Consider the following 24524-nt stretch of genomic DNA (forward strand, 5'->3'; position numbering starts at 1 on the left):
CGCCCCTTGAGAAAAAGGGGTGCATAGATACGAACGGAAAAGAAGAATGACCGCCACCGAAACCCTGACTCTGGCCGAGATCGAAGATCTGGCCTTCCGCGCTCTTGTCAAAGCCGGAACATCCGAGGAAAACGCCCGCCCTCTGGCCATTGCGACCGCAATGACCGAAGCGGATGGCGTCGCCTCGCACGGGTTGGCCTATATCCCGATCTATGCGCAGCACGTGGAATGCGGCAAGGTTGACGGGGCCGCCAAACCTGTTGTCGCCCAGCCACGCCCCGCCGTTGTCACCGTGGATGCGGCCACCGGGTTCGCACACAGCGCGATTGATCTGGGGTTCGAAAAGCTGATCCCGCTGGCGCGCGAGCAAGGCGTTGCGGTTCTGGCCATCAACAACTCGTATAACTGCGGCGTTCTGGGCGTGCATACTCAGCGTTTGGCGCAGGCAGGCCTGATGGGGATCGGGTTCACCAACGCGCCTGCCTCAATCGCGCCGTCGGGTGGGGCAAAGCCGGTTGTCGGTACCAACCCGTTCTCGATCTCGGCCCCCGATGCGGATGGGAACGCGGCGCTTCTGATCGACCAGTCCGCCAGCACCATTGCCAAAAGCGAAGTCATGAAACATGCCCGCGAAGGCAAGCCCGTGCCCGAAGGTTGGGTTCTGGACGCGGACGGCCAGCCCACCACAGACCCTGAGGCAGGCCTGAAGGGCTCCATGGTCCCATCAGGAGGCTACAAAGGCGTGGGTATCGCTCTGACGGTCGAGCTTATGGCCGCCGCGATGACCGGCGCGACGCTGGGTTCGGTCGCCAGCCCGTTCTCGGGCACGGCGGGTGGCCCGCCGAAAACCGGTCAGTTCTTCATCGCGATTGATCCGCAGGCGACCTCGGGCGGAGCATTCCATGAGAAACTGGGTGAGCTGACTGCCTCGTTCCGCGACCAAGATGGCGCGCGCCTACCGGGCGACGGCCGCCGCACCTGCCGCGAGCGGGCGGCAACCGAAGGCGTTGCCGTAAACGCCGCACTGCTGGAAAAAGTGCGCGCGCTTCTCTGACGCGCACAGCATCACAAGTTTGAAGGGGCGCATGGTCTGATCGGGGCATGTGCCCTTTTTTATATTCGTGATGGAGAACTCAGGCTTGCGGCTCTTGCAGCTACTGAAACCCGCCATCCCAATAGGCCAGAGGGTGGTTGTTGCTAGCCTCCACACGCTCGACCTTACCGATGAGAATGCGGTGAGAGCCGAAGGGAACCGTCTGGATGTGAAGACAGGCGAAAATGGCCGAGGCGTCCTTCAGGACCGGCAGGTGGGTGTGTTCATCCATGTCCCAGACATCTTCGGAAAATTTGCGAAGCTCCGCATGCGCAGAGTCAACGGCAAAAGCCAGCGCCATGTCGATGTGGTTTTGCGCGGCGAAGTTGACGCAATAGACCCCATGCTCTTCGATCATGCCCAGAATGCGACTGTTTTTCTTCAGACAGATCAACACAGCAGGCGGAGTCGCGGTAAGCGAGCAGACAGCGCTGACGGTCGCGCCATGGGGTCCATGCTCGCCCGACGTAGTGACAATAGACATCGGTGTCGGAGCTTTGCGCATGACCGAGATGAATTCAGTCGAGGTCAGCATCTTACGCTCCGGGATTGGGGTGCTCAGAGCTTGCATTAGGCAGGTTTTATCACAAGAATGAATTTCTTGCCGTCAGGCCAAGCCCTCCTTATGCAGGATCACCATGCGACGCGCTTTGAGAACACGATTGAACCACTTGGGTCCGGGTGCCTTGTCCCGGATGGAACCTGTCGGTTTTGATAGCAACCGAATGCGCCGGGGATTGCCACCCCTGCAGACGCTGATCGCGTTCGAGGCGGCAGCGCGGTTGCAGAGCTTCACCCTCGCCGCGTCGGAATTGAACCTGACGCAGCCCGCCGTCAGCCAACAGGTAAAACTGCTGGAGGATCGCCTTGGCATCCGGCTGTTTCGCAGGTCGAACAACCAGATCAGTCTGACCGAGCAGGGCGAACAGTTTGCCGATTCCGTCGGGGCGATGTTGGACAGCCTAAGCGAAAGCGTTCAGGATCTCGCGCCGGATGCGGGGCGCACCATGCTGACGGTCAGCCTGTTGCCCTCCTTCGGCTCGACCTGGTTTGCGACCCGCGCGACCCGGTTTCTTGAGGCGCATCCGCAGATCGACTTGATCACTTTGTCCACCGTGGCCTGCACTGGCTTTGGGCAGGAAGATGCGGATGTCGCCATTCGCTGGGGGCCGGGCGGTACGCCGAATGTCTATGAAGAGCGCCTGTTCAGTGAACGCCATATCCTTGTGGCCTCAGCCGCGCTTCGGGATCAACTGGCTGACGTGAAGCGGGTGGATGACCTGGCCGGGTTCCCGTTCTTCAGGGATACTAACCACACGGAATGGCGCGCGGTGATTGAACGCAATCGTGGCAATCCGGATTTGTTCGAAAACGGGGCCTATTTCGGCGATTCCAGCGCCACGCTTAACGCTATCGCTTTTGGCGGCGGAGTTGGCGTGGTGCGGGACGTCGTCGCGCAGCATTTTCTGGACAACGGCACTCTGATCGCGCTGCCTTTCGAGGCGGTGGAAGGCCCGTTTGCCTATCATTTTCTGTGCCCCCACAGCCGCTTGAACCAGCCTAGGGTTCAGGCGTTTCTAAACTGGTTGCGACAGGAGGCCTCCGGCGCATAAGAATTTCTTTGGCAATGACCTAGGATTCGCCATTTGGAAGTTTGGCAGGATTGAGGAAATGTGGGGGAAACACATTCACCCGAATAGACTCGGAGCCTGCGGCCATGGAATTTTCGCTTTTTAACCTAATGACAAAACCCGTTGACGGGTCCACCCATGCCGACGTGTTCAACCAGATGCGCAACATGACGCAGATGGTCGACGAAGCGGGGTTCGATGTGGCCTGGTTTGCCGAGCATCACCTGTCGAACTACTGCATCTCACCGTCTCCGCTGATGACGGCTGCGAATATGGCCGCCCACACCAAACGCATCAATGTCGGCCCCGCCGTTGTTGTGATGCCCTTCTATGAACCCCTGCGTCTGGTCGAGGATATCTGCCTGACCGATCAGCTGACCGAGGGTCGCCTCGTGCTGGGTCTGGGCACTGGCTATCAGCCGCGCGAGTTCAAGAAATTCGGGTTCGAGATCAATGACCGCCTGATGCGGGGCCTTGAGATCTGGGATTGTATCGAACAGGGCGTCTATTCCGGCGTGATCGACTATCAGGGTGAACATATTCAGATCAACGATGCCGCGCTGTCAATCGCACCGGTGCAGGAGCGTATCCGCACATTCGCCGTGGGCAACGCGCCCGAAAAGCGGCAGAAGATGATCGACTACGGGGCCGAGCCGCTGACCACTCCCGCCATCGGGCCGAACTCGATCGTGGCGACGGCGCGGCGGCTTTGCACCGAAACCCGCTCGGAAAACGGGCTGAGCGGCAACGACTTCCCCTTTGCTGTGCAGCGCTATGTCTATATAGCCAAGGACAAAGACGACGCACGCGCCGCGGCCGAGCAGGTTCTGATCCATGCCCGCATGGCGAACAACATGCGACGCCCCGAGCCGTTGATGCAGGGCGCGGATCTGAACATCGTGCCATTCGACAACGAACCCACCCTCGACGAGGTGATGCAGCGCGCCATCATCGGTGACGCCGAAGAGGTCACCCGACGGATCGTCGCCGAGGCGCGCGAATTCGGGATCACACATCTGAGCGTCTTCATGCAGATCGCCTCAATCCCGTTTGCCAACACATTGCGCTCGCTCGAGCAGTTTTGCGATCAGGTAATGCCCGCAGTAAAAGCGGCGCTTGAAGAAGACAAGAAAGCGCTTGCCTCCTGATGGCGGGGCTGTTCTCGCTGGCTGGAAAGCCGATCCTGATCACCGGCGCGGCGCGCGGATTGGGGGCGGCTATGGCCAAGGTCTGCGCGGATCAGGGCGCGCAGGTCTGGCTGCAGGATCTGAACGCCGAGGCCGTTGAGGGCACGGCGGAAACCCTCAGAGGGAAGGGGGCCGATGCCCAGGCCACCGCCTTTGATCTGACGGATTTCGACGCCTGCCGGCAGTGGGTGCAAGAGGTCGCAAATCAGGCTGGTAGTGTCTGGGGGCTGATCAACAATGCGGGGATTACCAATCACGGCCACGTCCTTGACCAGACCGTTGAGGACTATCGCAGCATCTATGATCTGCACGTTATGGCGCCCTTCGTTCTGTCGCAGGCGGTGGGAAAGGTGATGCTGGCCAATCCCGGCCCGCAACGGGGACGGATAGTGTCGGTTTCGTCCATCGCTGCGACCCACCCGAGGCCGGGGATCGGGAATTATGCGTCCTCCAAGGCGGCCATCGCGGGGCTGACACGCTCGCTTGCGGCGGATTTCGGGGCCGGTGGGATCTGCGCCAATGCCATCGCGCCGGGCTATGTGCTGACCGAGATGAACAAGAAAATCCTCAGCGACACGGGCTTTGTCCGCCGCATCGAAAACCGCACCCCGGCCGCGCGTTGGGCAGATCCGGCCGAGATCGCAGCGCCAGTAGCGTTTCTGATGTCCGAGGAGGCCTCTTACATCAATGGTCAGCTTCTGGCGGTTGATGGCGGCATGAATGCATTTTTACAATCGAACGAGGAATAACCCATGGCACGTCTGTCTGGAAAGGTCGCGCTGGTCACCGGTGCGGGCGCGATGAATGGGGGTATGGGCAATGGCAAGGCCACGGCCATTCGGCTGGCGCAGGAAGGGGCCACGATCTGCGCTTTGGACCTGCATCTGCCCGCCGCCGAGGACACCTGCGAGATCATCCGCGCCGAAGGTGGCAAAGCCATCGCCCTGTCTGCGGATGTCACGCAAGAGGATCAGGTGAAGCAAGCTGTTGCCGACTGCCTGAGCGCGTTGGGGCAGATCGACATTCTGCAAAACAACGTCGGCATCCTGAAGACCGGCGGGGCCATGGACAGCACGGTCGAGGATTGGGATGCGCTGGTTCATGTGAACATGAAGGCTGTTTTCCTGCCGACCAAACATGTCCTGCCCCACTTCGTGGATCGCGGGGCCGGGGTGGTGACCAACATCTCCTCCATCGCGGGGCTGCGCTATCTGGGCACGCCATATATCGGCTATAACGCCACGAAGGGCTCGATCATTTCCTATACGCGCAACCTTGCGGCCGAGATGGCCCCGCATGGCATTCGCGCCAACGCAATCCTGCCGGGGTTCATAGACACGCCGATGGCGCGGGATATCACCGTTCAGAACTCGGACGACCCAGACGCCATTGACTGGGACGCGCTGGATCGTCAGCGAGCGGCGCGGATTCCGCTGGGCCGTGTGGGCACGCCCTGGGATGTGGCCAATGCGGCCGTGTTCCTGGCCAGTGATGAGGCGTCATACATCACCGGTACCGAAATCACTGTGGATGGTGGTGTGTCATGTCGCGTGTAAAAAGCCGCGCCGGGCGTGCTGCCCGTCTACAGGCTCAGAAATCGGTTCAGACCCGCCTGGCACCGGTAATGCGCAAGCTGCAGCCGCTTGAGGTTCTGAACGAGGCAGCATTGGAGCGCATCCACGATGCCTCAACGGCGATCCTGGAAGAGGTCGGCATCGATTTCCGCGATGCCAAAGCGCTGAGCGATTGGGCAAGACCGGTACAAAGGTTGGTGGCGACCGGATGAGGATCGACCGCGTCCTGGTGATGGAGCTTGTCGCCAAAGCACCTGCACGTTTCGTGGTTCAAGGGCGCGGGCTCCAGACCGGGTTCACGATGGGCGGCGACTCCAGCGTGTTCTGCACCATGAAGGGCGCTCCGTTCACCCGTGATCTGGAGGGCCTCCGCCCGTTAACCACCGAGGCGGATGTGATCAATTTTGCGCGCCTGAATCAGGCCTGCCCAAGCCCTCACATGGCAGGCGGGGACACCTGCGAGCCAATGGATATCCCCGTTCCGCACCGCCATCTGACGATGATGCCCTGCGTTAGAGGTCTTTCAACAGGCGCAGGGAATCGTAAATCGCCGCGTGCGTGTTGCGCGCGGCGACCGCGTCTCCGATGCGGAACAGCTGGAACCGGCCCTTTGGGTTCGAAACAATGCTTTGCGGCTGGCCGGTGATCAGTGCCTCGTGGTCGACCTGTCCCAGATTTGAAGACAGGGGCTTGAGGTCGAAATACAGATCGGCATTCGGCAATGTGCCATAGTTCAGAATGATCTGGTCATAGGGCCGGTCCTGCACTTTCGCGCTGTAGTCCGATCCGATCTCGGCGATCAGGCGGTTTCCATCCCGCCGCACGCCTTTAAGGCGGCGCGCCACGGTTACGGTCACGTCCTTGTCTTGCAGGTTGGTCAGATACGGTGTGAGGTTCAGCCCCATCACGTCGGGGGCAAAGCTGCGGTCAGGGGTCATAATTTCGACCTGCGCGGTGTCTGCCGCAATCTCGGCGGCCTGCAGCCCGGCGTGATCGCCGGCCTCGTCAAAGATTAACACATCGCCCGAGGCTTTCACGTCACCCGACAGGATGTCCCATGAGGTGATGACATGGGACAGATCCTCCATCTGCTCATAGAGCCGCATATGAGGCAGCCCGCCGGTCGCCACGATGACTAGATCCGGGTTCAGCGCGGTGACGTCCTCGGCTTCGGCCCAGGTGTTGAAGTGAAAACTCACATCCCGCGCAGCGCATTGGGCCATGCGCCAGTCGATGATCCCGATCATCTCGCGCCGCCTTTGGGACTGCGCGGTCAGGCGTATCTGCCCACCGGGGTCCGAGGCGGCCTCGAACACCGTCACGTCATGACCACGGGCGGCAGCAACCCGCGCGGCCTCGAGCCCGCCGGGGCCAGTGCCAATGACCACGACCTTGCGCGGGGTGTCAGCCACCGGGATCAGGTGCGGCATTGTCAATTCGCGCCCGGTTGCGGCGTTGTGGATGCACAGTGCCTCGCCACCTTCGTAAATACGATCGAGGCAGTAGGTGGCACCGACGCAGGGCCGGATATCATCCTCGCGCCCCTCGACGATCTTCTGTACCAGATGCGGGTCGGCCATATGGGCGCGTGTCATGCCCACCATGTCCAGACGCCCTTCGGCCACGGCGTGGCGGGCGGTGGCGACATCCGGAATGCGGGCGGCGTGGAACGTAGGCAGGCCGATCTCGGCCCGCATCCGGCCCGCGAAATCCAGATGCGGCGCGGCGGGCGACCCTTGCAACGGGATCACTTTTGACAGCGCGGCATCACTGTCAATCCGCCCGCGTGTCACGTTGAGGAAATCGGTCAGCCCCTCATCCCTGAGAAGACGCGCGATGCGGAACCCCTCTTCCTCGCTCACGCCCCCGGGGGTGGTTTCGTCCATCGAGAATCGAACGCCTAGAAGGAACTCATCACCCACCCTTTCGCGCATGCTGGCCAAAACCTCCCGCGCGAAACGCGTGCGGCTTTCCAACGTTTGCGGACCATATGGCCCCTCAAGTTCGTTCGTCAGTGGGGACCAGAACTGGTCGGGCAGGTGGCCGTAGCACTCGATTTCCAGCCCGTCCATGCCGCCCGCTTTCATGCGCTCAGCCGCATCGGCATAGTCCTGAATGACTCGCACTATGTCCCAATCCTCCATGAGTTTGGGATTTAAGCGATGCGCGGTTTCGTGATGATGCGTCGGCGCGACCGAGGGCAGCCAGTCGCCCATGCTCCACCCGGTGCGGCGGCCCAGATGGGTCAGCTGGATCATCACCGCGCAGCCGTGATGGTGCAGCTCATCCGTGAGGTTTTTGATCCAGGGCACCACCTCGTCACGATAAGCCAAAACGTTGTTGAACGCCGGAGGGCTGTCTTTGGACACACAGGCCGATCCGGCCGTCATCGCCAGCGCAACACCGGCCTTGGCGCGTTCCGCATGATAGGCGCGGTAGCGATCCTTGGGCATACCGTCTTCGGGATAGGCGGGTTCATGACTTGTGGTCATGATCCGGTTGCGCAGGGTGAGGTGCTTCAAATGGTATGGCTGCAGAAGTGGATCGTTGCTCATTGCGATGCTCCCACGGCAACTGGTGTATTCAGAGAAAAAGGCCCGCTTGGCGGCGAAGACGGGCTGACGCTTACTCCTTCGCCGTATCGTCTGCGTTCAGGTTCAGATGCGCCATGCCGCTGCTGCCCAGATCAACGGCTGCAAATGGGCCGCCGTGGTGGATATTGGCGGGATCAAGGGGGTCAAGCGGGCCGTCCTTGGCGAATATCTCATCGGCGAATTGCTCGGCATTGTCCTTGGGCAGGAAACCCAGATGCCGCGCCTTGGAGTTGTCGACGGGCGCGCGGTCATTGTCGGACACGCCATAGACGATGCTGAATCCGGTGACCGGGGTCTTGATCGCCTGTTCCACCATATGGATCAGATCATCATAGCTGAGCCACGTCCCAACCGCGCGGCTGTTCGTGACCTGCGCGCAGGACAGGATGCGCAGGCAGACGGCCTCGAGCCCGCGCTTGTCCCAGTAAAGCGAGGCGAGGTCTTCGGCGAAGCATTTGGCAAGCCCATAGAACGTATCTGGTCTGTGTGGAGCGTCGATGCCGATGAAATCGGTCTTTTTGTGCATGCCGACCGCGTGGATCGACGAGGCATAGATCACCCGCCGCAGATTGTTGCGATGGGCGGCCTCCCACACGGTATAGGCGCCGTAGAAGTTCGGGCCCCAAAGCACATCCATCGGGGCCTCATCCGCGATGGCACCGAAATGAACCACCATATCCGCGCCGTCCAGCAGCTCTGTCATGGCTTCAAGATCGGCAAGATCGGCCTTCACGTAGCTTTCGTTCGGCGCAAGATTGGGTACGCCGTCGGCAATGTCCGAAGAGACCAACTCGTCGCACAGTTTCGACAGCGGCCCGCGCAAGTATGATCCAAGCCGCCCCGCTGCGCCGGTGAGGACAAGTTTCTTCATGGGCGAACTCCTTTCAGATTGGCAACGGCATCAGAGATGCGGTTCAAGGCCGTGTTCAGAACGTCTTCGGACGCGGCGGTCGAAATGCGGAAAAAGGGCGACAGCTCATAGGCGCTGCCGGGAACAGCCGCCACACCGGCCGCGCTGAGCAGATAGGCGGTTACATCTGCGTCTGAGGTCAGGGCTACACCGTCCGGCGTCGTGGCCCCGATCAGGCCCTCACAGCCGATCAGCCCGTAGAACGCTCCGCCCGGCGGGTCGAGCGTCAGGCCGGGAATGTCGCGGATGCGTTCGACCACAAGGTCGCGGCGGGCCTCGAACGCGGTACAGAAGCGGCGCACCTCATCCTGCGGGCCGTTCAACGCCGCCGCCGCTGCGGCCTGCGCGATCGAACAAGCGCCCGAGGAAATCTGGCTCTGTACCTTGGTCATCGCGGCGATCAGCTCTTTCGGGCCTGCGCCATAGCCGATGCGCCACCCGGTCATCGCATAGGCCTTGGAGACCCCGTTCACCGTCAGCGTCCGATCTTTCAGCGTCGGGCACAGGGCTGCGAAAGACCGGAAGACGCGATTGTCGAACAGGATGTGTTCGTAGATCTCATCAGACAGGATCAGGATGCGGTCCTGTTGTTCCAGAACCGCGCCGAGGGCTGCAATCTCAGCGTCCGAATAGACTGCGCCCGAGGGGTTCGAGGGTTGGTTCAGCAGCAGCCAGCGTGTTTTGGGTGTGATCGCGTCGGCCAGCCTGTCAGGTGTCAGGCGAAATCCGTCCTCAGCCGGGCATTCGATAGTCACTGGCGTACCGCCAAGGATGAGCACGATGTCCTTGTACTGCCCAAAATAGGGCGCGCAGAGGAGAACTTCGTCGCCCGGCTCCAGCGTGGCCATGAAGGCGTTGAACAGCACCTGCTTGGCACCGTTCGACACGATGACTTCATCCGGTGCATAGGTCAGATCGTTCTCGCGCTGCAGCTTGTCGACAACGGCCTGCCGCATGGTGAGGGTGCCGTTGGTGGGCGGGTATTTGGTCTCACCCGCCAGAGCGGCCTGATGTGCGGCGTCCTTGATGTGGTCGGACGTGTCGAAGTCGGGCTCTCCGAGGCCCAGATCAATGACATCCTCACCGCGCGCGCGGGCCTCTTTCGCGGCCTGGCTGACCCAAGCCGAGGCCGAGGGTTTCACGGATGCAAGGCGAGAGGCGGCAAAACTCATTTCAGGTGATCTTTCGTTTGGGCCAGCGCCGTGTCAGCCGCACGCGCCAGAAGGCCGGTATCAATAGCGTTGGCAACGAAGGTGAACCCTTCGTTCAACAGATCAGCCGCAAAGGCCGGGTCGGTGACCAGGGTGCCGAAGGGCACCCCGCGCGCGATCAGTTTCTGCGCGGCTTTTCTGATCTCGGACCAGACCTCGGGATGCATGGGGTCGCCGACATGACCAAGATCGGCTGCAATATCCGCCGGGCCGAAGAAGATGCCGCTGACACCATCGACAGTGCCGATAGCCTCGGCCTGTTCCAAGGCGGCGCGGGATTCCACTTGCAGCAGAACCGTCAGCTCGTCTTCGCAGCGCGTCACATAGTCCTTGATCCGCCCAAAACCCGTTGCGCGGCTTGCGCCTGCCATCCCGCGAACCCCGCGCGGCGGGTAGCGCGTGGCCGCGACCGCGCGTTCGGCTTCTTCCACCGATTGGATCATCGGAAACAGAAGCCCCGGCGCGCCGAGATCAAGCAGGCGTTTGACCACAACCGCATCATTCCATTCGACACGGACAAGGGCTGTGGTCTGATACGCCGCAAAGACCTGCAGCTGAGACAACACGCTGTGATAGTCGTTGGCGCTGTGCTCCATGTCGATCAGCGCCCAGTCATAACCTGAGGTGGCTATGACTTCGGCTGCAGTGTTACTGCACAGGCTGACCCACACACCAACTTGTTTGTCGCCATGTGCGATTGCATGGGTGAAACGGTTGGGTGTTAGCTCCATCAAATCACTGCCTTTTCGATGATTGGTTGCCCGGCCGGGATGCGTTCGTAGTTGAAGGGCGTGAGATCAAGCGCGCGGTATTCGCCATAGGTCAGCCACTCGGCCGTGCCACGCCCCATCGCCGGAGATTGTTGCAGCCCGTGGCCCGAGAAACCGTTCAGGAAGATGAAGTTCGACAGCTCGGTATGCGGACCCATGATTGCATTGTGATCGAAGGTGTTCATCGCGTAGTGCCCGGCCCACTCGCTTTGCAGCTTGATTGCTTCAAATTGCGGGATACGGGTGGCGAGGACGGGCCAGACGTGGTTTTCCCAGAAGGCGTGATCCATGTTGAAATCATCGAAATCCACCGCCGGGTCGATGTCGGAATGCCCACCGCATTGATACGTGCCGCCTCCGACCTCGCGCACATGAACGCCCGAGGGATCAATGGTCAACGGCAGGTCGCGGTCTAGCGGCTGTTCGGCCTTGAAAATCCAGGAATAGCGTTTGCGGGGTTCAACTGGCACGTCAATCCCAGCCATCTGCGCTGTTCTGGCCGCCCGAGGGCCAGACGCGTTGACCACCTGTCCGCACGCAATGACTTCGCCCGAGGCGAGTGTGACGCTTTCGACCTTGGTGCCTGCGGCGTTTCGGGTGATCTCCACGACTTCGTTCTGGATCCATTCGACGCCACGCTCGCGGCTTTGTCGCCGCCACCAGTGATCGAGAGCCGCGCCGTCGAAATAGCCTTCGTCAACCAGATTGATCGAGCCCAGAACGATGTCATCGACATTGTAGAACGGATAGGCCGCCTTGATCTCATCCGCGTTCATCAGTTGCGTTGCCGCACCTGCCGCCAACTGCACTTTCTGGTTCTCGCGTAGCACGTCGGCAAAGCCTTCGGTGTCCGCCAGATACATGTAGCCAAAGGAATGGATCGACAGCTCGGGCACCCGGTCATCGCCTCCCATATAGCCGCGCAGGTTCTTGACGAAATCGGCGGCAAACTGGCTGATCCGCACGTTCAGCTCGGCCGAGAATTGCTGCCGGATACAGGAATTCGTATGCCCGGTCGAACATGAGGCAAAGGTCATGTCGCGTTCGATCACCAGAACCGAGCCATTGAAATCGGCATTGTCCGACAGGAACCAAGCGGTCGAGGCCCCCATGATCGCGCCGCCTATGATCACCACATCATAGTTTTGCCGGGCCGGGCTTTGGTTGCTCATTCGTATTCTCCTTTTGCAACGGCACGGTGGATCTGAGAGATCTCGGATGCCGTCAAGCCATAGTCGCGCGATGCTGTTTCGTCTGAAATATAGCCGAGCGCCAGATCACGCTTCACCATCTGTTTTGACCGTTCCGAAGGGTCACCGTAGCCAGCACCGCCGGGGAACGCCATCACGACTTTGCGCCCGTGTGGTACAAACTGTTTACCTTTGACCCGCATGTCGGACCCGTCGTCCTGGGCAATGGTCGTTGGTGCCCCATTTCTCCCGCCACGACGACCGCGCGCGGGGTGTTGGCTGCGGTCGAACATGGCCTGAATGTCGAACTCGTACCCCTCTTGCGCGCCTACCTCCATATACTGGCCCAGCCCACCGCGCGTTTTCCCAGCACCACCGCTGTCGGGGCGGAGTTCCTTGCGCCAGATGATGACGGGGCCCGCGTGTTCAGTGGCTTCGATCGGCATGGTCATTACGCCCGATGGGAAGGCGGTGGCGTTCATCCCGTCGTGTTCCGGCCGCGCGCCGGACCCGCCCGAGTTGAAGGTCAGCACTTCGGACCGGCGGGCGCCTTTAGGGGCCGGGGCATCGGTGCGGGGGCGCAGACTGACCTGAAAGTTGCACAAACATCCCGCGCCTTCGGCGGGGACGAGGCCGGGAACGATCTTGTCGAACGCGTCATAGACCGCATCGGGCACGAAATGGCCCACGATATGGCGCAGCGCCACCGGAGCCGGATGAAGCGCATTCACAATGGTGTTCTCAGGTGCGGTGACCTCAAACGGGGCCAATGATGCTGCGTTATTGGGGATCTCGGGCGCAATCGCGACCTTAAGCGCGTAACAAGCATAGGCTTTGGTATAGACCAGCGGGCAATTGATCCCTTTCTTGTCCGCCCCTGAGGTGCCGGTGAAATCGGTCACGATCCTGTCGCCTTCAACGCTGATTCTGACCTTCAACGTGATCGGAGTATCAAACCCGTCCATCGTCATTTCACCCTCAGCGGTTTTCTGAGGTAGGGCAGCGATACGCTCCAGCGTCGCTCGGCGGGAGTTGTCGAGGATGAACGCGGCGATCCCATCGAGGGTTTCGAGGTCAAACTCCTCCATCATGTCGATCAGGCGGCGATGGCCGATCTCGTTACAGGTGGTCAGAGCGTAAATGTCTCCGATCAGCTGATCTGGCTCGCGCACATTGCCGCGAATGAGACGCACCAGCGTTTCATCCACATTGCCGCGATCAGCGAATTTCATGATCGGTATATACAACCCTTCCTCATAGACGCTTTGCGCATCGGCCCCAAAGCCACGCCCGCCGATATCCACGATATGCGCGGTACAAGCGAAGAACCCGACCAGCGCGCCCTTGTGAAAGGATGGGGTGACCATCGTGATGTCATGCAGGTGGCCTGTGCCCTCCCACGGGTCATTGGTGATGTAGACATCGCCGTCATGCATGTTCTGTCGGCCAATTCGGCGAATGAAATGCGCGACCGCATCTGCCATCGCGTTCACATGGCCCGGCGTACCGGTCACAGCCTGCGCCAGCATGTTCCCGTGCGTGTCGTAGACCCCCGCCGACAGGTCCCCGGCCTCGCGGACCGAGGTTGAGAACGCCGTCCGAACCAACGCTTGCGCCTGTTCTTCGACAACCGAGATCAGTCGGTTCCACATGACCTGATAGGTGACTTTGGACTGCTCTTTGCTCATCACGCGGCTCCTTTTGTCACAACGTCTACGCAGCCATCGGGCTGGCGGATGGCGTCCCGGCTGGCTGGGACAACGATGGTTGTTTCATCTTCGGTCACGATTGCAGGTCCCTGCGCGCGCTGCCCGCTCTGCATGCTAGCGCGGTCAACAGTATCGGCGTCCAGATAACGGCCGGATGCAGCATCAAAGACCCGTCGCGTGCCTTCGGACATAGCCGCGCCTGTTGCGTCTGTGACGGCAATCGGCGTGACCTCTTCGGGCGGGGTGCTTGCGTTGACGGACCAGACGGTGATCTCGATGTCCATGCCCGCGACCGGGCGGCCAAAAAGCTTGGTATAGCCTTCCTCGAACCGGGCTTGATAGGTGGCGGCGTCGGGGTTCATCGCCTGTTCTTCGGTCAGCTCGATCGGGATTTCCCAGCCCTGACCGGAATAGCGCATATAGGCTTTGAAATCGGTCCGGATCGGGCTGGTCGCATCGCAGGTTCGCACAAAGCCTGTTGTTTCGTCTCTCAGATCGGACAAGAGCTCCCTGATCCGTCCCGCGTCAAAATCGCTGAGCTTCATATAGACTGAGCGGTTGGCCTCGAAACTGAAAGGCGCGCGGAGAAACCCGATAGCCGAGCCGACCCCAGCCCCTGGCGGGACCAGCAGGCGTTTGACCCCAAGCTTTTCACACAGACGCCCGGCGTGCAGAGGGGCCGCGCCCCCAAAGGCGATCATGGTGTATTCGCTCAGGTCCTCGCCATTCTCGACGGCGTGAACGCGTGCGGCGTTGGCCATGTTTTCGTCCACCATCTCGGCCACGCCAAAGGCGGCCTCGACCGGGTCCATGTCTAGCGTACTGCCAATATGGTCGGTCAACGCAGATTTGGAGTTGTCCGGGTGCAAAACGATCGAGCCACCGGCGAAGTTGTTCGGGTCCAGTTTGCCGAGAATCAGATCAGCGTCCGTCACGCCTGGGCGTGTGCCACCGCGCCCGTAGCACGCCGGGCCGGGCTCCGACCCGGCACTTTCCGGGCCCACGCGGATCTGGCGCATCCCGTCCACATGAGCCAGGCTGCCGCCGCCTGCGCCGATTTCGACCATGTCGATCACCGGGATCGAAATGGGCATACCCGAGCCTTTCTTGAACCGATAAGTTCGCGCGACCTCAAACACGCGGCTGGTTTTGGGGGTCTGGTTCTTGATCAGGCAGATCTTGGCCGTGGTGCCGCCCATGTCAAAGCTCAGCACTTTGTCCAACCCGTAGCGCGCCGCGATATGGGCCGCAAAAACCGCACCTCCAGCGGGGCCGCTTTCGACCAGCCGCACCGGGAACTCCGCCGCATTCTGGATTGAGATGATGCCGCCACCCGAATGCATCAGGAAGATCCGGCATTTGACGCCTTGGGCGCGCAATTGATCCTCGAGCCGACCCAGGTATGAGGCCATCAGCGGCTTGATATAGGCGTTGGCGACGACCGTGTTGAACCGCTCATATTCGCGCATCTGAGGCGAAACCTCGGACGAGATCGAAACCGAAACGTCAGGCAGTTTCTCGGCCAGAACCTCGCGCACCATATGCTCATGCGTTGGGTTGAGGTAGGAGTGGATCAAACCTACCGCCACCGATTCAAACCCAGCTTGTGCAATCTTGTCCACCACGGCTTCGACATCGGCGCGGGGCAGATCGACCAGAACTTCGCCGCGCGCATCGACGCGGCCGGGAACGGTAAAGCGCATGTGGCGCGGCAGCAGCGGGTCAGGCAGTTTGAGGTTCAGGTCGTACTGCTCGAACCGGCTTTCGGTGCGCATTTCGATCACATCGCGGAACCCTTCCGTCGTAATCAGCGCCGTTTTCGCCCCCCGGCGTTCTATCAGCGCGTTGGTCGCCAGCGTGGTGCCATGAATTATCTGGTCAATCTGGCCCGGAGTGATCCCGGCCTTGGCACAGACCTGCTGCATCCCGTCGATGATCGCGTTTTCCGGCGCGGCATAGGTTGTCAGCACTTTGGTGGAAAATGTCTGTCCATCCTTTTCCAGAACCACATCGGTAAAGGTGCCGCCGATATCAACGCCTAGTCGGATAGAGTGTGAAGTCATGCCCGTGCCCGCTTGAAAGAGTACCTGTCAAACGCGACTAAAACCCAGCTCGGGACGAAAAATCAAATTGCTTTAATTTCTACTCCTGATCAGTTTTCTTTATCGTGCTTGCGGCCTGAGCTGCGCGGCGATTTCCGCCGCATGTTCCACGAACCGTGCGGCCCGCGTTGGATCGTAGCGGGCGAAAAACCGCAGCGGCTCGGCTGTCCAATCGGATTGAAGTTCCAGCAGTGCACCCGAGTCGATCTCACGCTGGACCAGAGGGCGCGGCAGTAACGCGATCCCGAGACCTTCCGAGACCATCGGAACGCAGGCGGACAAAGCGTTTGAATGCACGATTTTCTGCGCGTCCAGCCCACGTTCCTGCGCCATCGCATGAAGGCTGTGCCCTGCAATTGTGTGGCGAGCATGGGTCAGAACGGAGAATGCGAAAAACCGGTCGACGCTGCGCCCGTCGGGCAAGCCTGAGGCGAGCGTTGTGTTGGCCACCCACACATAGTCTTCGCCGGTCAGCTCCCGCGTCCCGTCCAATTCCGTTTTGAACGGCCCGTTCTGCACGGCAAGATCAAGCTGCCCCTCCAGCAGCTTTTCATCAATCGTGCCGGAAAGGTCCACCACAAGCTCGACGCTCAGATTGGGATAGTGTTGTTTGAGGCTCCGCAGAAAGTCCTGCAGCCATGTGCAGGCGACCAATTCGGTGACGCCAAGACGCAACCGCTCCTGAATCAGATCTTGTCGGTCGGCCTCTTCCAGCAAAGCTTCGGTCGCGCGGAGAACCGTTCTGGTTTTTTCCAACAGCGCCTCTCCCTTCGCTGTCAGACGCACGGAGCCTGCATCGCGATACAATAGCTTTGTGCCCAACGCCTCTTCCAGCGTGGCGATGCGTGACGAGATATTGGGCTGTGTCGTCGCAAGCGCGTTGGCCGCGGCGCGGAAGGTTCCCATATCGACTACGAAGGTGAAGGCTTCGAGCTGTTTGAGAGTGATTTGGTTCTTTATCATTCAAGCTTTTGAGCATCAGGGAAACTGATCGTCAATCGTTCAGGGCAAGAACCCGTCCGTTCCGTCCGTTTGATGTCTGGTCGGTGGAGAATTGGTTTGCGTGCGGTGGCGAATAGAGCGATCAACGGGGCGACTCGACCACTTGCCGGAAAACAGGAGGCAAACATGAGGCTTGGCTATCTTGGGTTTGGAACCATTGCGCGGGCCTGCGCCGAAGGTCTGGTCCGCGATGGGTATGAAATTGTTGTCAGCGAAAGAAGCCGGGCCAACTCATCCGAGCTGTCGGCCCGCTTCGACAATGTGACTGTGGCTGACAATCAGGGTGTTTTGGATGCCAGTGACGTGGTCTTTGTCGGATCGACCGCCGAACAGGCCGAGGCGATGCTGTCCGCGCTGCGGTTTCGCGAAGGCCAGCGGGTGATCTCGTTGATGGTCGGTATTTCGCCGGAACAGGTTCAGGACCTCGTTGCACCGGCCACGTTCGAGGCGCTGATGATCCCGTTCCCGTCCATTGCCTCGGGCGGATCTCCAGTTCTGGTCTTTCCTGCGTCGCCAACGGTTGAGGCCCTCTATGGTGGTTCAAACACTGTGATCACCATGAAGTCTGAGAGTGATTTCAACGAGTTTCTGGCCGCTCAAGCCCTGCTATCGGTCGTAGCGAAATCGCTGGCCGTTGGGATTGACTGGCTGGGCCATAAGACCGGTAGCGCCCATGAGGCCGAGAAATTCCTGCGTCTTTTGATCGGAGGGTCGATCATGGCCGCGCCGATGGAGACCGAGAACGCGATGGCCGATCTGGTCGAATCCCTAAACACGCCGGGCGGGCTGAACCAGCAATTGCGAGAGTACATGGACGATCGCAACACCTATGACGATCTGGTCCAAGGGATCGAGGTTCTGTCGGCCCGCCTGTCCGAGGGCTGATTACCGGTACTGGAAGCGCGCGACGACATCATGTCGCCGATGCGGGATGAGTTTACCCGTTGGGATCGCCGCAACGGTCGCTATGTTTGGCTTTCGCAGTTTGACATTGGCCCTTTGGTCTGGTGATACCCCTCATCGGATCAGACGCTTTTGTCGACCGAAACTGAAAAGGGTAACCAGGTGCGCGCCAAATCTACGTTCGTGACTCCGCTTCCAACCCAATGGGTCGGGCCGATTCTGTTCAGGGGGGATCTGGTGTCCGGTGAGGTCAGCGTCCCTCTGGCGACGTTCGAGACACCCTTGTGGCCCTCCACGGCACGCGGTGCGGGTGTGTCGCGGCATGCAGGCGGCATTCAGGTCACCCTGGTTGACGAGCGGATGACACGATCCATCGCTGTGCGGGCGCAGGATGCGGCCTCGGCGCATCAAGCCTGGCAACGGATCGAGGCGCAGACCGACAAAGTGGCTGAGATCATCTCCTCGACCAGCCGCTTTGCCCGCTTGATTAAGCTGAATCGCCAGATCGCCGGGAACCTGCTGTTTATTCGGATCGAGTGCTCCACCGGGGATGCTTCGGGTCACAATATGGTGACCAAGGCGGCCGAGGCGGTGCTGAATTGGGTCTTGGATGACCAGCCGCAATTGGCCTACGCGTCGATCTCGGGCAACCTGTGTACCGACAAGAAGGCATCCGCTGCGAACGGGCTTTTGGGGCGGGGCAAATACGTCATTGCCGAAGTGGAAATACCGGGCCGGCTTCTGCGGCGCATGTTGCGCACCACGCCCGAGCAGATGGTTGCGCTCAATCTCGAAAAGAACCTGATTGGCGGAAACCTGGCGGGATCTCTGCGCAGCGCCAATGCGCATTTCGCAAATATTCTGCTGGCCTTCTATCTGGCCACGGGACAGGACGCCGCGAATATCATTGAGGGAAGCCAAGGTATCGTTCATTGCGAAGCGCGCGGTGAAGACCTGTATTTCTCATGCACCTTGCCGAACCTGATTGTCGGTTCGGTCGGGGCAGGCAAAGGCAATGAGCAAGTCGAAGAAAACCTGCGCCTGATGGGCTGCACAGAGGAGCGCGAGGCGGGTGAAAACGCCCGTCGGCTGGCTGGCATCTGCGCCGGTGCAGTGCTGTGCGGGGAGCTGTCCTTGATGGCCGCGCAAACCAATCCCGGAGAGCTGGTGCGCACCCATATGGAACTGGAACGATGACCAAGCCCAAACCCGCCGACCGCAGCGTGGCCGGGCGCAAGCTGGACCATCTGCGCGCCGTTCTGGAGGACCCCGATGTCGAACGCGGGCGCAGCGGGTTTGACGCGATCTCTCTGACCCATCGCGCCCTGCCCGAGCTGGATCTGGATGCGATCGACACCAGCACCCGGTTTCTGGGCAAGCCTCTCAGCTTTCCGCTGCTGATTTCGTCGATGACGGGCGGAACCGGTGATGAGATCGCAAGGATCAATCGCAACCTCGCAGAGGCGGCCGAGGCGACCGGGGTGGCAATGTCGGTCGGCTCACAACGCGTGCTGTTCACGGATCCTGCCTCGAAGGACAGTTTTCAGCTGCGCGATGCCGCGCCGAGCATACCGTTGATCGGTAATATCGGTGCCGTGCAGTTGAACGCAGGACTAGATGCAGGCCACTGTCTTCAGGCCGTTCAGGCGCTTGAAGCCGACGGGTTGTATCTGCACCTCAACCCGCTGCAAGAGGCCGTGCAAGTCGAAGGGGACCGCGACTTTTCCAACCTGTCTGGCAAGATCTCTGATCTCGTTTCGAACATGCCGGTGCCCGTGCTGATCAAAGAGGTCGGTGCCGGGCTGTCCGGCCCCGATGTCGAGCTGGCCTATGCCGCCGGTATTCGCCATTTCGATGTGGCCGGTCGCGGCGGTACCTCCTGGAGCCGGATCGAATATCATCGCCGCGCGGACGAGCAGGACGATCTGGGTCTGGTTTTTCAGGATTGGGGCCTGACGACGGTCGAAAGTCTGCTTGAAACCCGGGACGTCTTGGTCAAAAAGACCGATCCAACAACACTCATCGCCAGCGGCGGTTTAAGAGACGGTGTGGACATGGCCAAATCTATCATTCTGGGCGCAGATCTGTGCGGAATGGCCGCGCCGTTTTTGGCCGCAGCGCAGGAATCGAGCGCGCAGGTCATCCGCCAAATTGAAAAGTTACGTCGCGAATTTCAGACGGCGATGTTTCTTTTGGGCTGCGCCGATGTATCTCAGCTGAAGGCAAATGTCTCACTGATCCGATCAAGGTCAAAGTTTTGGTAATCTCTACTGGTATCAGCGCGATGAGCTTTTTCACGCCTCATCGCTATATTTCGCTGGACACTCTGGCCCAGCACCACGGCATCGACCCGGCCAAGTTCTCACGTGGGATCGGGCAGGAAAAGATTGCCATGCCCGGGCATGACGAAGACGTTGTGACCTTGGCCGCCGAAGCCGCGAAGCCGATCATTGATCAACACGGAGCAGACGGGATCGACACCATCTTGTTTGCAACGGAAACAGGGATCGACCAATCGAAATCGGCTGGTATCTATGTGCAGAGGCTTCTGGGGCTGCCTTCGAACCTGCGTAATGTGGAGCTGAAGCAGGCCTGTTATTCTGCCACCGCCGCCCTGCAAATGGCCTGCGCCCATGTGGCACGCAAACCGGATCGTAAAGCGCTTGTGATCGCCTCTGATATCGCGCGCTATGATCTGGACAGCTCGGGTGAGGCGACGCAGGGGGCCTCGGCCGTTGCGATGCTGGTCACGGCTGATCCGACACTGTTAGAGATCGGGACTGTCTCGGGCCTGTTTACCGAAGACATCATGGATTTCTGGCGCCCCAACCACCGGCGCACACCCTTGGTTGACGGTAAATACTCGGCGCTGCGCTATCTCGGGGCGCTGGTGGAGTCCTGGCGTGACTATCAGGCAAACGGCGGCTTGCCCTATGATGGGTTCGCGCAGTTCTGCTATCACCTGCCATTCTCGCGTATGGGCGAGAAGGCGCATCTGCGTCTGGCGAAAGAGGCAAAAGCCAAGGCCGATATGCAGGCCGCTCTGCCGGGGATGATCTACAATCGTCAGGTCGGGAACAGCTATACCGCATCGATGTACCTCGCGATCCTGTCAACGTTGGAGAACAGCGATAGCGATCTGGCGGGCAAGTCCTTGGGACTGTTTTCCTACGGGTCCGGCGCGACCGGTGAGTTCTTTGATGCCAAGGTGGTCGAAGGCTACCGCGATCATTTGTTTGCATCCCGCCACCGGGAAATCCTCGAGGACCGGACCGCCGTCTCGTATGATGAATATGTTGCCCTCTGGCACGCGAAGAATGGCGAGGACGGGACAGATACGCCCATGCCCGATGAGGCAAAAGGGCGCTACAGATTGGCAAGCATTGACGACAACAAGCGCATCTACGTTGACCGGACCGCATGATAAAGTCTGGGCCCACGCGCCCGGCAAGCTGATCCTGTCCGGAGAGCATTCGGTTCTGTATGGTATGCCTGCACTGGCAATGGCCGTGGCCCGCTATACCGAAGTGTCGTTTCAGCCTCTGGGTTTGGGTGAAGGCTTAAAGACCGCGTTCGAGAACCTGTCTTCGGGCGAATACTACCCTCTGAAATTGTTGTCTCAGTTCAAGTCGTCACTGGATCAGCGCTTTGATCAATTCACACGCGGCGAGTTGGATGTCCACAAGATTCTCACGCGTCCCGATGATCTGGCCGTCTATACGCTTGCCTCACTGTTGCATGACAGCCTCGCAACGCCCGGGTCAACGATTCCCGGCATTGGTGCGATGAACAGCAAACTGGCCCCCGGACAGCTGGCCAGTCGGTCAGAGCTGCCGATCGGCGCGGGAATGGGGTCGTCCGCGGCCATCGTCGCGGCCACAACGGTGTTGTTTGAAAACCTGTTGGAGCGGCCCAAAACGCTGGAAGAGAGGTATGAGCGGGTCCGGTTTTGCGAGCGTCTCAAGCATGGGAGTGCGGGGCCGATTGATGCCGCCGCAGTTGTCCGAGGCGGCCTTGTGCGTGCAGGCGAAACGGGTATCGCGGCACCGGAGTTACCGCCGGATCATGGTTTGCTGACGGGTAAGGGGTGGTATTGGGTCCTGCACGGCCGGCCCGAAAGCACCACAGGCGAATGCGTCAGTGCGGTCACGGCCGAACACGCGCAGAACGACGCCCTTTGGCAACGTTTCGGCGACTGTACGACCGCGTTTTTGACCGCGATCGCCTCGGGGCATGACCCGGACGATGCGATTTCCGAAAACCAGCGATTGCTGGAAATGATCGGTGTCGTGCCGGACCTGTGCCATAAGTTTATCAGAGAGATCGAAGGCATTGGCGGCGCGGCCAAAATCTGCGGTGCGGGGTCTGTACGCGGTGATTTTGGTGGGGTGGTTCTGGTACACATGGAGGACCACGACAAAATGGCCGATTTCATGTCGGGCTATCCTCAGATGCAATGGTCTGCGTTGCGTCTGGCCTCAACAGGTGCAGCGATGGGCAAGGCCCCTGAAAACAGCACAGACAGGGCCAATTCATGATACGGGCCAGTGCACCGGGATCGGTCATGATTACCGGAGAACATGCAGTCGTTTATGGCTCCAGAGCCATCGTGGCCGCGATTGAACAAAGACTAACGGTGACGCTGCGACCACGTACCGATCAACTGGTGCGTCTATCCTCCGAGATTGCCGAAACCCAAACGGTAGATTTGGATCAGGTGCAAGCAGTGGGGCCGTACAAGTTTGTCCTCGCCGCAATCGCCATGTACAGGGATGCGATTGACGTCGGGATGGATATCTCGATCTCGTCGGTGATTGACCCGACGCTTGGGCTTGGGTCATCTGCCGCCGTGACCATTGCAGCTCTGGGGGCCGTTCTGACCGTCACGGGTCAGCCGTTGAACGGTATTCACTCCAAGGCCTATCAGATCATTCAGGATATTCAGGGCCGCGGCAGTGGCGCCGATTTAGCAGCCAGCTTGCAGGGTGGTATGCTGGCTTACCGCGCTCCACCAAATCCAGAGATGGTGGCACTGCCTCACCCTCCTACGATCTGCCTGCGATACTGCGGCTACAAGACCCCCACTGCGGTTGTCTTGCAAAAGGTTTCGGAACGGATGATCGGAAGAGAAGTCGAGTTCAAATCACTTTATACGGATATGGGCGACTTGGCCGATCATGCCATCAGTGCCGCGAAGGACCGCGATTGGGTGGCCTTCGCGAACGCCCTGACAAGCTATCAGACCCGCATGGAGGATTTGGGCGTGAGCGACGAAACCTTGAACCGGATCATCACGTCGGCCCGACAGGCCGAAGGTGTCATGGCGGCCAAGATATCGGGCTCTGGCTTGGGCGATTGCGTTTTGGCCCTGGGAACGCCGCCAAATGGGTTCACTCCGGTGACACTGGCCAGCGAAGGACTGATCATACATGACTGACGCCGTTCAGACCCTCATTGAGCAAACCATGCGAGACGCGTGCGAGGTGCGAAGCTTCAGCGCCTATGCCCCAAGCAATATCGCGTTGTCGAAATACTGGGGCAAACGGGACAGAGCGCTGAATCTGCCGCTCAACAGTTCCTTGTCGATCTCTTTGGCGGAATGGGGGTCTCATACAATTGTCGAGCCCTCCCAGAGCGGGTCGGATCAGGTCTTGCTGGACGGTCAGCCTTTGCCGTCGACCTCGGGCTTTGCGCGCAAGGCGCTTGCGTTCGCGGATTTGTTTCGCGGCGGCCGAGAGCTGCCACTGATGATCTCGACCAGAAACACTATCTCGACGGCGGCCGGTTTGGCATCTTCCGCCTCGGGCTTTGCCGCGCTGACCCGCGCGCTATGCGGCAGTTTCGGGCTGGACCTGCAAGCACAGGATATGAGCCTGATCGCCCGATTGGGCAGCGGCAGCGCAGCACGCTCGCTCTGGCACGGCTTTGTACGCTGGGAAAAGGGCGTGCGCGATGACGGTGGAGACAGCCACGGCTTGCCGCTGGACCTTGTATGGTCGGAATTTCGCATCGCCATTGTCGAGGTGGACACAGGCCCGAAACTGCACTCTTCCCGCGATGGAATGAACCACACGGTTGATACCAGCCCTCTGTTTTCCAGCTGGCCCGAGATAGCTGAGCGGGACTGCAAGACCATCGAGCAAGCGATCAACGAGAGAGACTTTGAAACCCTAGGCCAAACGGCCGAAGCAAATGCGTTGGCCATGCACGCAACCATGCAAGCCGCGCGCCCGGCGCTGACCTACCTGACAGATCAAAGCTGGGTGATCCTGCATCGTTTGTGGCAGGCCCGTACAGATGGTCTTGCAGCCTATGCGACCATGGATGCGGGGGCGAATATCAAGCTGGTTTTCCTGAAAGAAGCCGAGGCAGATGTCTTGCAAGCGTTTCCTGGCGCCCGCGTGATATCTCCGTTCGAATGGTCAAACGCATAGAAGCCACGATACAAGATTGAGCGGTCGCCGCTGCCGAACGTGTCACGCTTTGGAAGGTGACCGCGCGCGATCCAATGCACGCTCACCAGGCGTTGGAGGTTGGCAATGCCCTCAAGTCTTCCTGCCCTTTGGCGGGCAATAGACTTTCGCCAAAGGCTTCGCTATCCAACTTGCAGGCTCAGCGCCTTGCCGAACAGGCTCAAACACTTGTAGC

General features: G+C 60.2%; 21 protein-coding genes and 1 pseudogene. 13 read left to right on the top strand and 9 right to left on the bottom strand.

The window, feature by feature from the left end; all coding sequences use genetic code 11:
* Nucleotides 1–46: 46 nt before the first annotated feature.
* On the top strand, nt 47–1054 hold the full coding sequence (locus tag ACR0B5_RS04850; RefSeq protein WP_480538803.1) for an Ldh family oxidoreductase: 1008 nt from the start codon (nt 47–49) through the stop codon (nt 1052–1054).
* A 100-nt stretch (nt 1055–1154) separates the two neighbouring features.
* Here ACR0B5_RS04850 and ACR0B5_RS04855 read toward each other — a convergent pair whose 3' ends face one another.
* Complete coding sequence (locus ACR0B5_RS04855) at nt 1155–1628, bottom strand: flavin reductase family protein (protein WP_480538805.1); 474 nt, start codon at nt 1626–1628, stop codon at nt 1155–1157.
* 103 nt (nt 1629–1731) lie between these two features.
* Here ACR0B5_RS04855 and ACR0B5_RS04860 point away from each other — a divergent pair, with 103 nt between their 5' ends.
* The 5 genes and pseudogenes from ACR0B5_RS04860 to ACR0B5_RS04880 all read left to right on the top strand — a co-directional run.
* Complete coding sequence (locus ACR0B5_RS04860; protein ID WP_480538807.1) at nt 1732–2706, top strand: LysR substrate-binding domain-containing protein; 975 nt, start codon at nt 1732–1734, stop codon at nt 2704–2706.
* Between the two features lie 104 nt (nt 2707–2810).
* Nucleotides 2811–3872 (top strand): LLM class flavin-dependent oxidoreductase, encoded by a 1062-nt coding sequence (locus ACR0B5_RS04865; protein ID WP_480538809.1) that lies wholly within the window; start codon nt 2811–2813, stop codon nt 3870–3872.
* The gene (locus tag ACR0B5_RS04870; protein WP_480538811.1) at nt 3872–4660 is read left to right on the top strand and encodes an SDR family NAD(P)-dependent oxidoreductase; all 789 of its coding nucleotides are present in this window, start codon (nt 3872–3874) and stop codon (nt 4658–4660) included. Before ACR0B5_RS04865 ends, ACR0B5_RS04870 begins: the two co-directional genes overlap by 1 nt.
* Before the next feature lie 3 nt (nt 4661–4663).
* Nucleotides 4664–5467 carry an SDR family NAD(P)-dependent oxidoreductase gene (locus ACR0B5_RS04875; RefSeq protein ID WP_480538813.1) on the top strand — a complete coding sequence of 268 codons (804 nt, stop codon included), beginning with the start codon at nt 4664–4666 and terminating at the stop codon, nt 5465–5467.
* Nucleotides 5455–5930: pseudogene (locus ACR0B5_RS04880) on the top strand (trimethylamine methyltransferase family protein); the annotation flags it as partial. The gene ACR0B5_RS04875 and the pseudogene ACR0B5_RS04880, both read left to right, overlap by 13 nt.
* Nucleotides 5931–5997: 67 nt before the next feature.
* On the opposite strand, the gene ACR0B5_RS04885 reads toward ACR0B5_RS04880, so the two are convergent.
* From ACR0B5_RS04885 to ACR0B5_RS04920, 8 genes are all read right to left on the bottom strand, one after another.
* Entirely contained in the window at nt 5998–8040 is a 2043-nt protein-coding gene (locus ACR0B5_RS04885; protein WP_480538815.1) for an oxidoreductase, read from the bottom strand.
* A 70-nt stretch (nt 8041–8110) separates the two neighbouring features.
* Entirely contained in the window at nt 8111–8950 is an 840-nt protein-coding gene (locus ACR0B5_RS04890) for an NAD-dependent epimerase/dehydratase family protein (protein ID WP_480538817.1), read from the bottom strand.
* Nucleotides 8947–10161 carry a pyridoxal phosphate-dependent aminotransferase gene (locus ACR0B5_RS04895; protein ID WP_480538819.1) on the bottom strand — a complete coding sequence of 405 codons (1215 nt, stop codon included), beginning with the start codon at nt 10159–10161 and terminating at the stop codon, nt 8947–8949. The genes ACR0B5_RS04890 and ACR0B5_RS04895 overlap by 4 nt, the downstream gene beginning before the upstream one ends.
* Nucleotides 10158–10931: an HpcH/HpaI aldolase family protein gene (locus ACR0B5_RS04900; RefSeq protein ID WP_480538821.1), complete on the bottom strand. Its 774-nt coding sequence runs from the start codon at nt 10929–10931 to the stop codon at nt 10158–10160. The genes ACR0B5_RS04895 and ACR0B5_RS04900 overlap by 4 nt, the downstream gene beginning before the upstream one ends.
* Nucleotides 10931–12142, bottom strand: a complete 1212-nt coding sequence (locus ACR0B5_RS04905) for an NAD(P)/FAD-dependent oxidoreductase (protein WP_480538823.1) — start codon at nt 12140–12142, stop codon at nt 10931–10933. The genes ACR0B5_RS04900 and ACR0B5_RS04905 overlap by 1 nt, the downstream gene beginning before the upstream one ends.
* The gene (locus tag ACR0B5_RS04910; RefSeq protein WP_480538825.1) at nt 12139–13848 is read right to left on the bottom strand and encodes a hydantoinase B/oxoprolinase family protein; all 1710 of its coding nucleotides are present in this window, start codon (nt 13846–13848) and stop codon (nt 12139–12141) included. The genes ACR0B5_RS04905 and ACR0B5_RS04910 overlap by 4 nt, the downstream gene beginning before the upstream one ends.
* The gene (locus ACR0B5_RS04915; protein ID WP_480538827.1) at nt 13848–15932 is read right to left on the bottom strand and encodes a hydantoinase/oxoprolinase family protein; all 2085 of its coding nucleotides are present in this window, start codon (nt 15930–15932) and stop codon (nt 13848–13850) included. The genes ACR0B5_RS04910 and ACR0B5_RS04915 overlap by 1 nt, the downstream gene beginning before the upstream one ends.
* Nucleotides 15933–16031: 99 nt before the next feature.
* Complete coding sequence (locus tag ACR0B5_RS04920; RefSeq protein WP_480538829.1) at nt 16032–16934, bottom strand: LysR family transcriptional regulator; 903 nt, start codon at nt 16932–16934, stop codon at nt 16032–16034.
* A gap of 165 nt (nt 16935–17099) precedes the next feature.
* Here ACR0B5_RS04920 and ACR0B5_RS04925 point away from each other — a divergent pair, with 165 nt between their 5' ends.
* The 7 genes from ACR0B5_RS04925 (at nt 17100) to mvaD (ending at nt 24310) form a co-directional block, all read left to right on the top strand.
* The gene (locus tag ACR0B5_RS04925) at nt 17100–17858 is read left to right on the top strand and encodes an NAD(P)-binding domain-containing protein (protein ID WP_480538831.1); all 759 of its coding nucleotides are present in this window, start codon (nt 17100–17102) and stop codon (nt 17856–17858) included.
* 180 nt (nt 17859–18038) lie between these two features.
* Nucleotides 18039–19073: a hydroxymethylglutaryl-CoA reductase gene (locus tag ACR0B5_RS04930; RefSeq protein ID WP_480538833.1), complete on the top strand. Its 1035-nt coding sequence runs from the start codon at nt 18039–18041 to the stop codon at nt 19071–19073.
* Nucleotides 19070–20140, top strand: coding sequence for a type 2 isopentenyl-diphosphate Delta-isomerase (gene fni / locus ACR0B5_RS04935; RefSeq protein WP_480538835.1), 1071 nt, complete (start codon nt 19070–19072; stop codon nt 20138–20140). The genes ACR0B5_RS04930 and fni overlap by 4 nt, the downstream gene beginning before the upstream one ends.
* Entirely contained in the window at nt 20134–21300 is a 1167-nt protein-coding gene (locus ACR0B5_RS04940; protein WP_480538837.1) for a hydroxymethylglutaryl-CoA synthase, read from the top strand. The genes fni and ACR0B5_RS04940 overlap by 7 nt, the downstream gene beginning before the upstream one ends.
* The gene (locus ACR0B5_RS04945; RefSeq protein WP_480538838.1) at nt 21284–22414 is read left to right on the top strand and encodes a mevalonate kinase family protein; all 1131 of its coding nucleotides are present in this window, start codon (nt 21284–21286) and stop codon (nt 22412–22414) included. The genes ACR0B5_RS04940 and ACR0B5_RS04945 overlap by 17 nt, the downstream gene beginning before the upstream one ends.
* Nucleotides 22411–23313: a mevalonate kinase family protein gene (locus ACR0B5_RS04950; RefSeq protein ID WP_480538840.1), complete on the top strand. Its 903-nt coding sequence runs from the start codon at nt 22411–22413 to the stop codon at nt 23311–23313. Before ACR0B5_RS04945 ends, ACR0B5_RS04950 begins: the two co-directional genes overlap by 4 nt.
* A complete protein-coding gene (mvaD, locus tag ACR0B5_RS04955; RefSeq protein ID WP_480538842.1) occupies nt 23306–24310 on the top strand; it encodes a diphosphomevalonate decarboxylase in 1005 nt (334 codons plus the stop codon). Before ACR0B5_RS04950 ends, mvaD begins: the two co-directional genes overlap by 8 nt.
* The last annotated feature ends 214 nt before the right edge of the window (nt 24311–24524 follow it).

This window comes from Ruegeria sp. AG1, from assembly GCF_056541705.1.

What these genes read in the sequence shown, in the direction of transcription:
- ACR0B5_RS04850 (WP_480538803.1), top strand. Translation starts at nt 47, where the DNA reads ATGACCGCCACCGAAACCCTGACTCTGGCCGAGATCGAAGATCTGGCC.
- ACR0B5_RS04855 (WP_480538805.1), bottom strand. Translation starts at nt 1,628, where the DNA reads ATGCTGACCTCGACTGAATTCATCTCGGTCATGCGCAAAGCTCCGACA.
- ACR0B5_RS04860 (WP_480538807.1), top strand. Translation starts at nt 1,732, where the DNA reads ATGCGACGCGCTTTGAGAACACGATTGAACCACTTGGGTCCGGGTGCC.
- ACR0B5_RS04865 (WP_480538809.1), top strand. Translation starts at nt 2,811, where the DNA reads ATGGAATTTTCGCTTTTTAACCTAATGACAAAACCCGTTGACGGGTCC.
- ACR0B5_RS04870 (WP_480538811.1), top strand. Translation starts at nt 3,872, where the DNA reads ATGGCGGGGCTGTTCTCGCTGGCTGGAAAGCCGATCCTGATCACCGGC.
- ACR0B5_RS04875 (WP_480538813.1), top strand. Translation starts at nt 4,664, where the DNA reads ATGGCACGTCTGTCTGGAAAGGTCGCGCTGGTCACCGGTGCGGGCGCG.
- ACR0B5_RS04885 (WP_480538815.1), bottom strand. Translation starts at nt 8,040, where the DNA reads ATGAGCAACGATCCACTTCTGCAGCCATACCATTTGAAGCACCTCACC.
- ACR0B5_RS04890 (WP_480538817.1), bottom strand. Translation starts at nt 8,950, where the DNA reads ATGAAGAAACTTGTCCTCACCGGCGCAGCGGGGCGGCTTGGATCATAC.
- ACR0B5_RS04895 (WP_480538819.1), bottom strand. Translation starts at nt 10,161, where the DNA reads ATGAGTTTTGCCGCCTCTCGCCTTGCATCCGTGAAACCCTCGGCCTCG.
- ACR0B5_RS04900 (WP_480538821.1), bottom strand. Translation starts at nt 10,931, where the DNA reads ATGGAGCTAACACCCAACCGTTTCACCCATGCAATCGCACATGGCGAC.
- ACR0B5_RS04905 (WP_480538823.1), bottom strand. Translation starts at nt 12,142, where the DNA reads ATGAGCAACCAAAGCCCGGCCCGGCAAAACTATGATGTGGTGATCATA.
- ACR0B5_RS04910 (WP_480538825.1), bottom strand. Translation starts at nt 13,848, where the DNA reads ATGAGCAAAGAGCAGTCCAAAGTCACCTATCAGGTCATGTGGAACCGA.
- ACR0B5_RS04915 (WP_480538827.1), bottom strand. Translation starts at nt 15,932, where the DNA reads ATGACTTCACACTCTATCCGACTAGGCGTTGATATCGGCGGCACCTTT.
- ACR0B5_RS04920 (WP_480538829.1), bottom strand. Translation starts at nt 16,934, where the DNA reads ATGATAAAGAACCAAATCACTCTCAAACAGCTCGAAGCCTTCACCTTC.
- ACR0B5_RS04925 (WP_480538831.1), top strand. Translation starts at nt 17,100, where the DNA reads ATGAGGCTTGGCTATCTTGGGTTTGGAACCATTGCGCGGGCCTGCGCC.
- fni (WP_480538835.1), top strand. Translation starts at nt 19,070, where the DNA reads ATGACCAAGCCCAAACCCGCCGACCGCAGCGTGGCCGGGCGCAAGCTG.
- ACR0B5_RS04950 (WP_480538840.1), top strand. Translation starts at nt 22,411, where the DNA reads ATGATACGGGCCAGTGCACCGGGATCGGTCATGATTACCGGAGAACAT.
- mvaD (WP_480538842.1), top strand. Translation starts at nt 23,306, where the DNA reads ATGACTGACGCCGTTCAGACCCTCATTGAGCAAACCATGCGAGACGCG.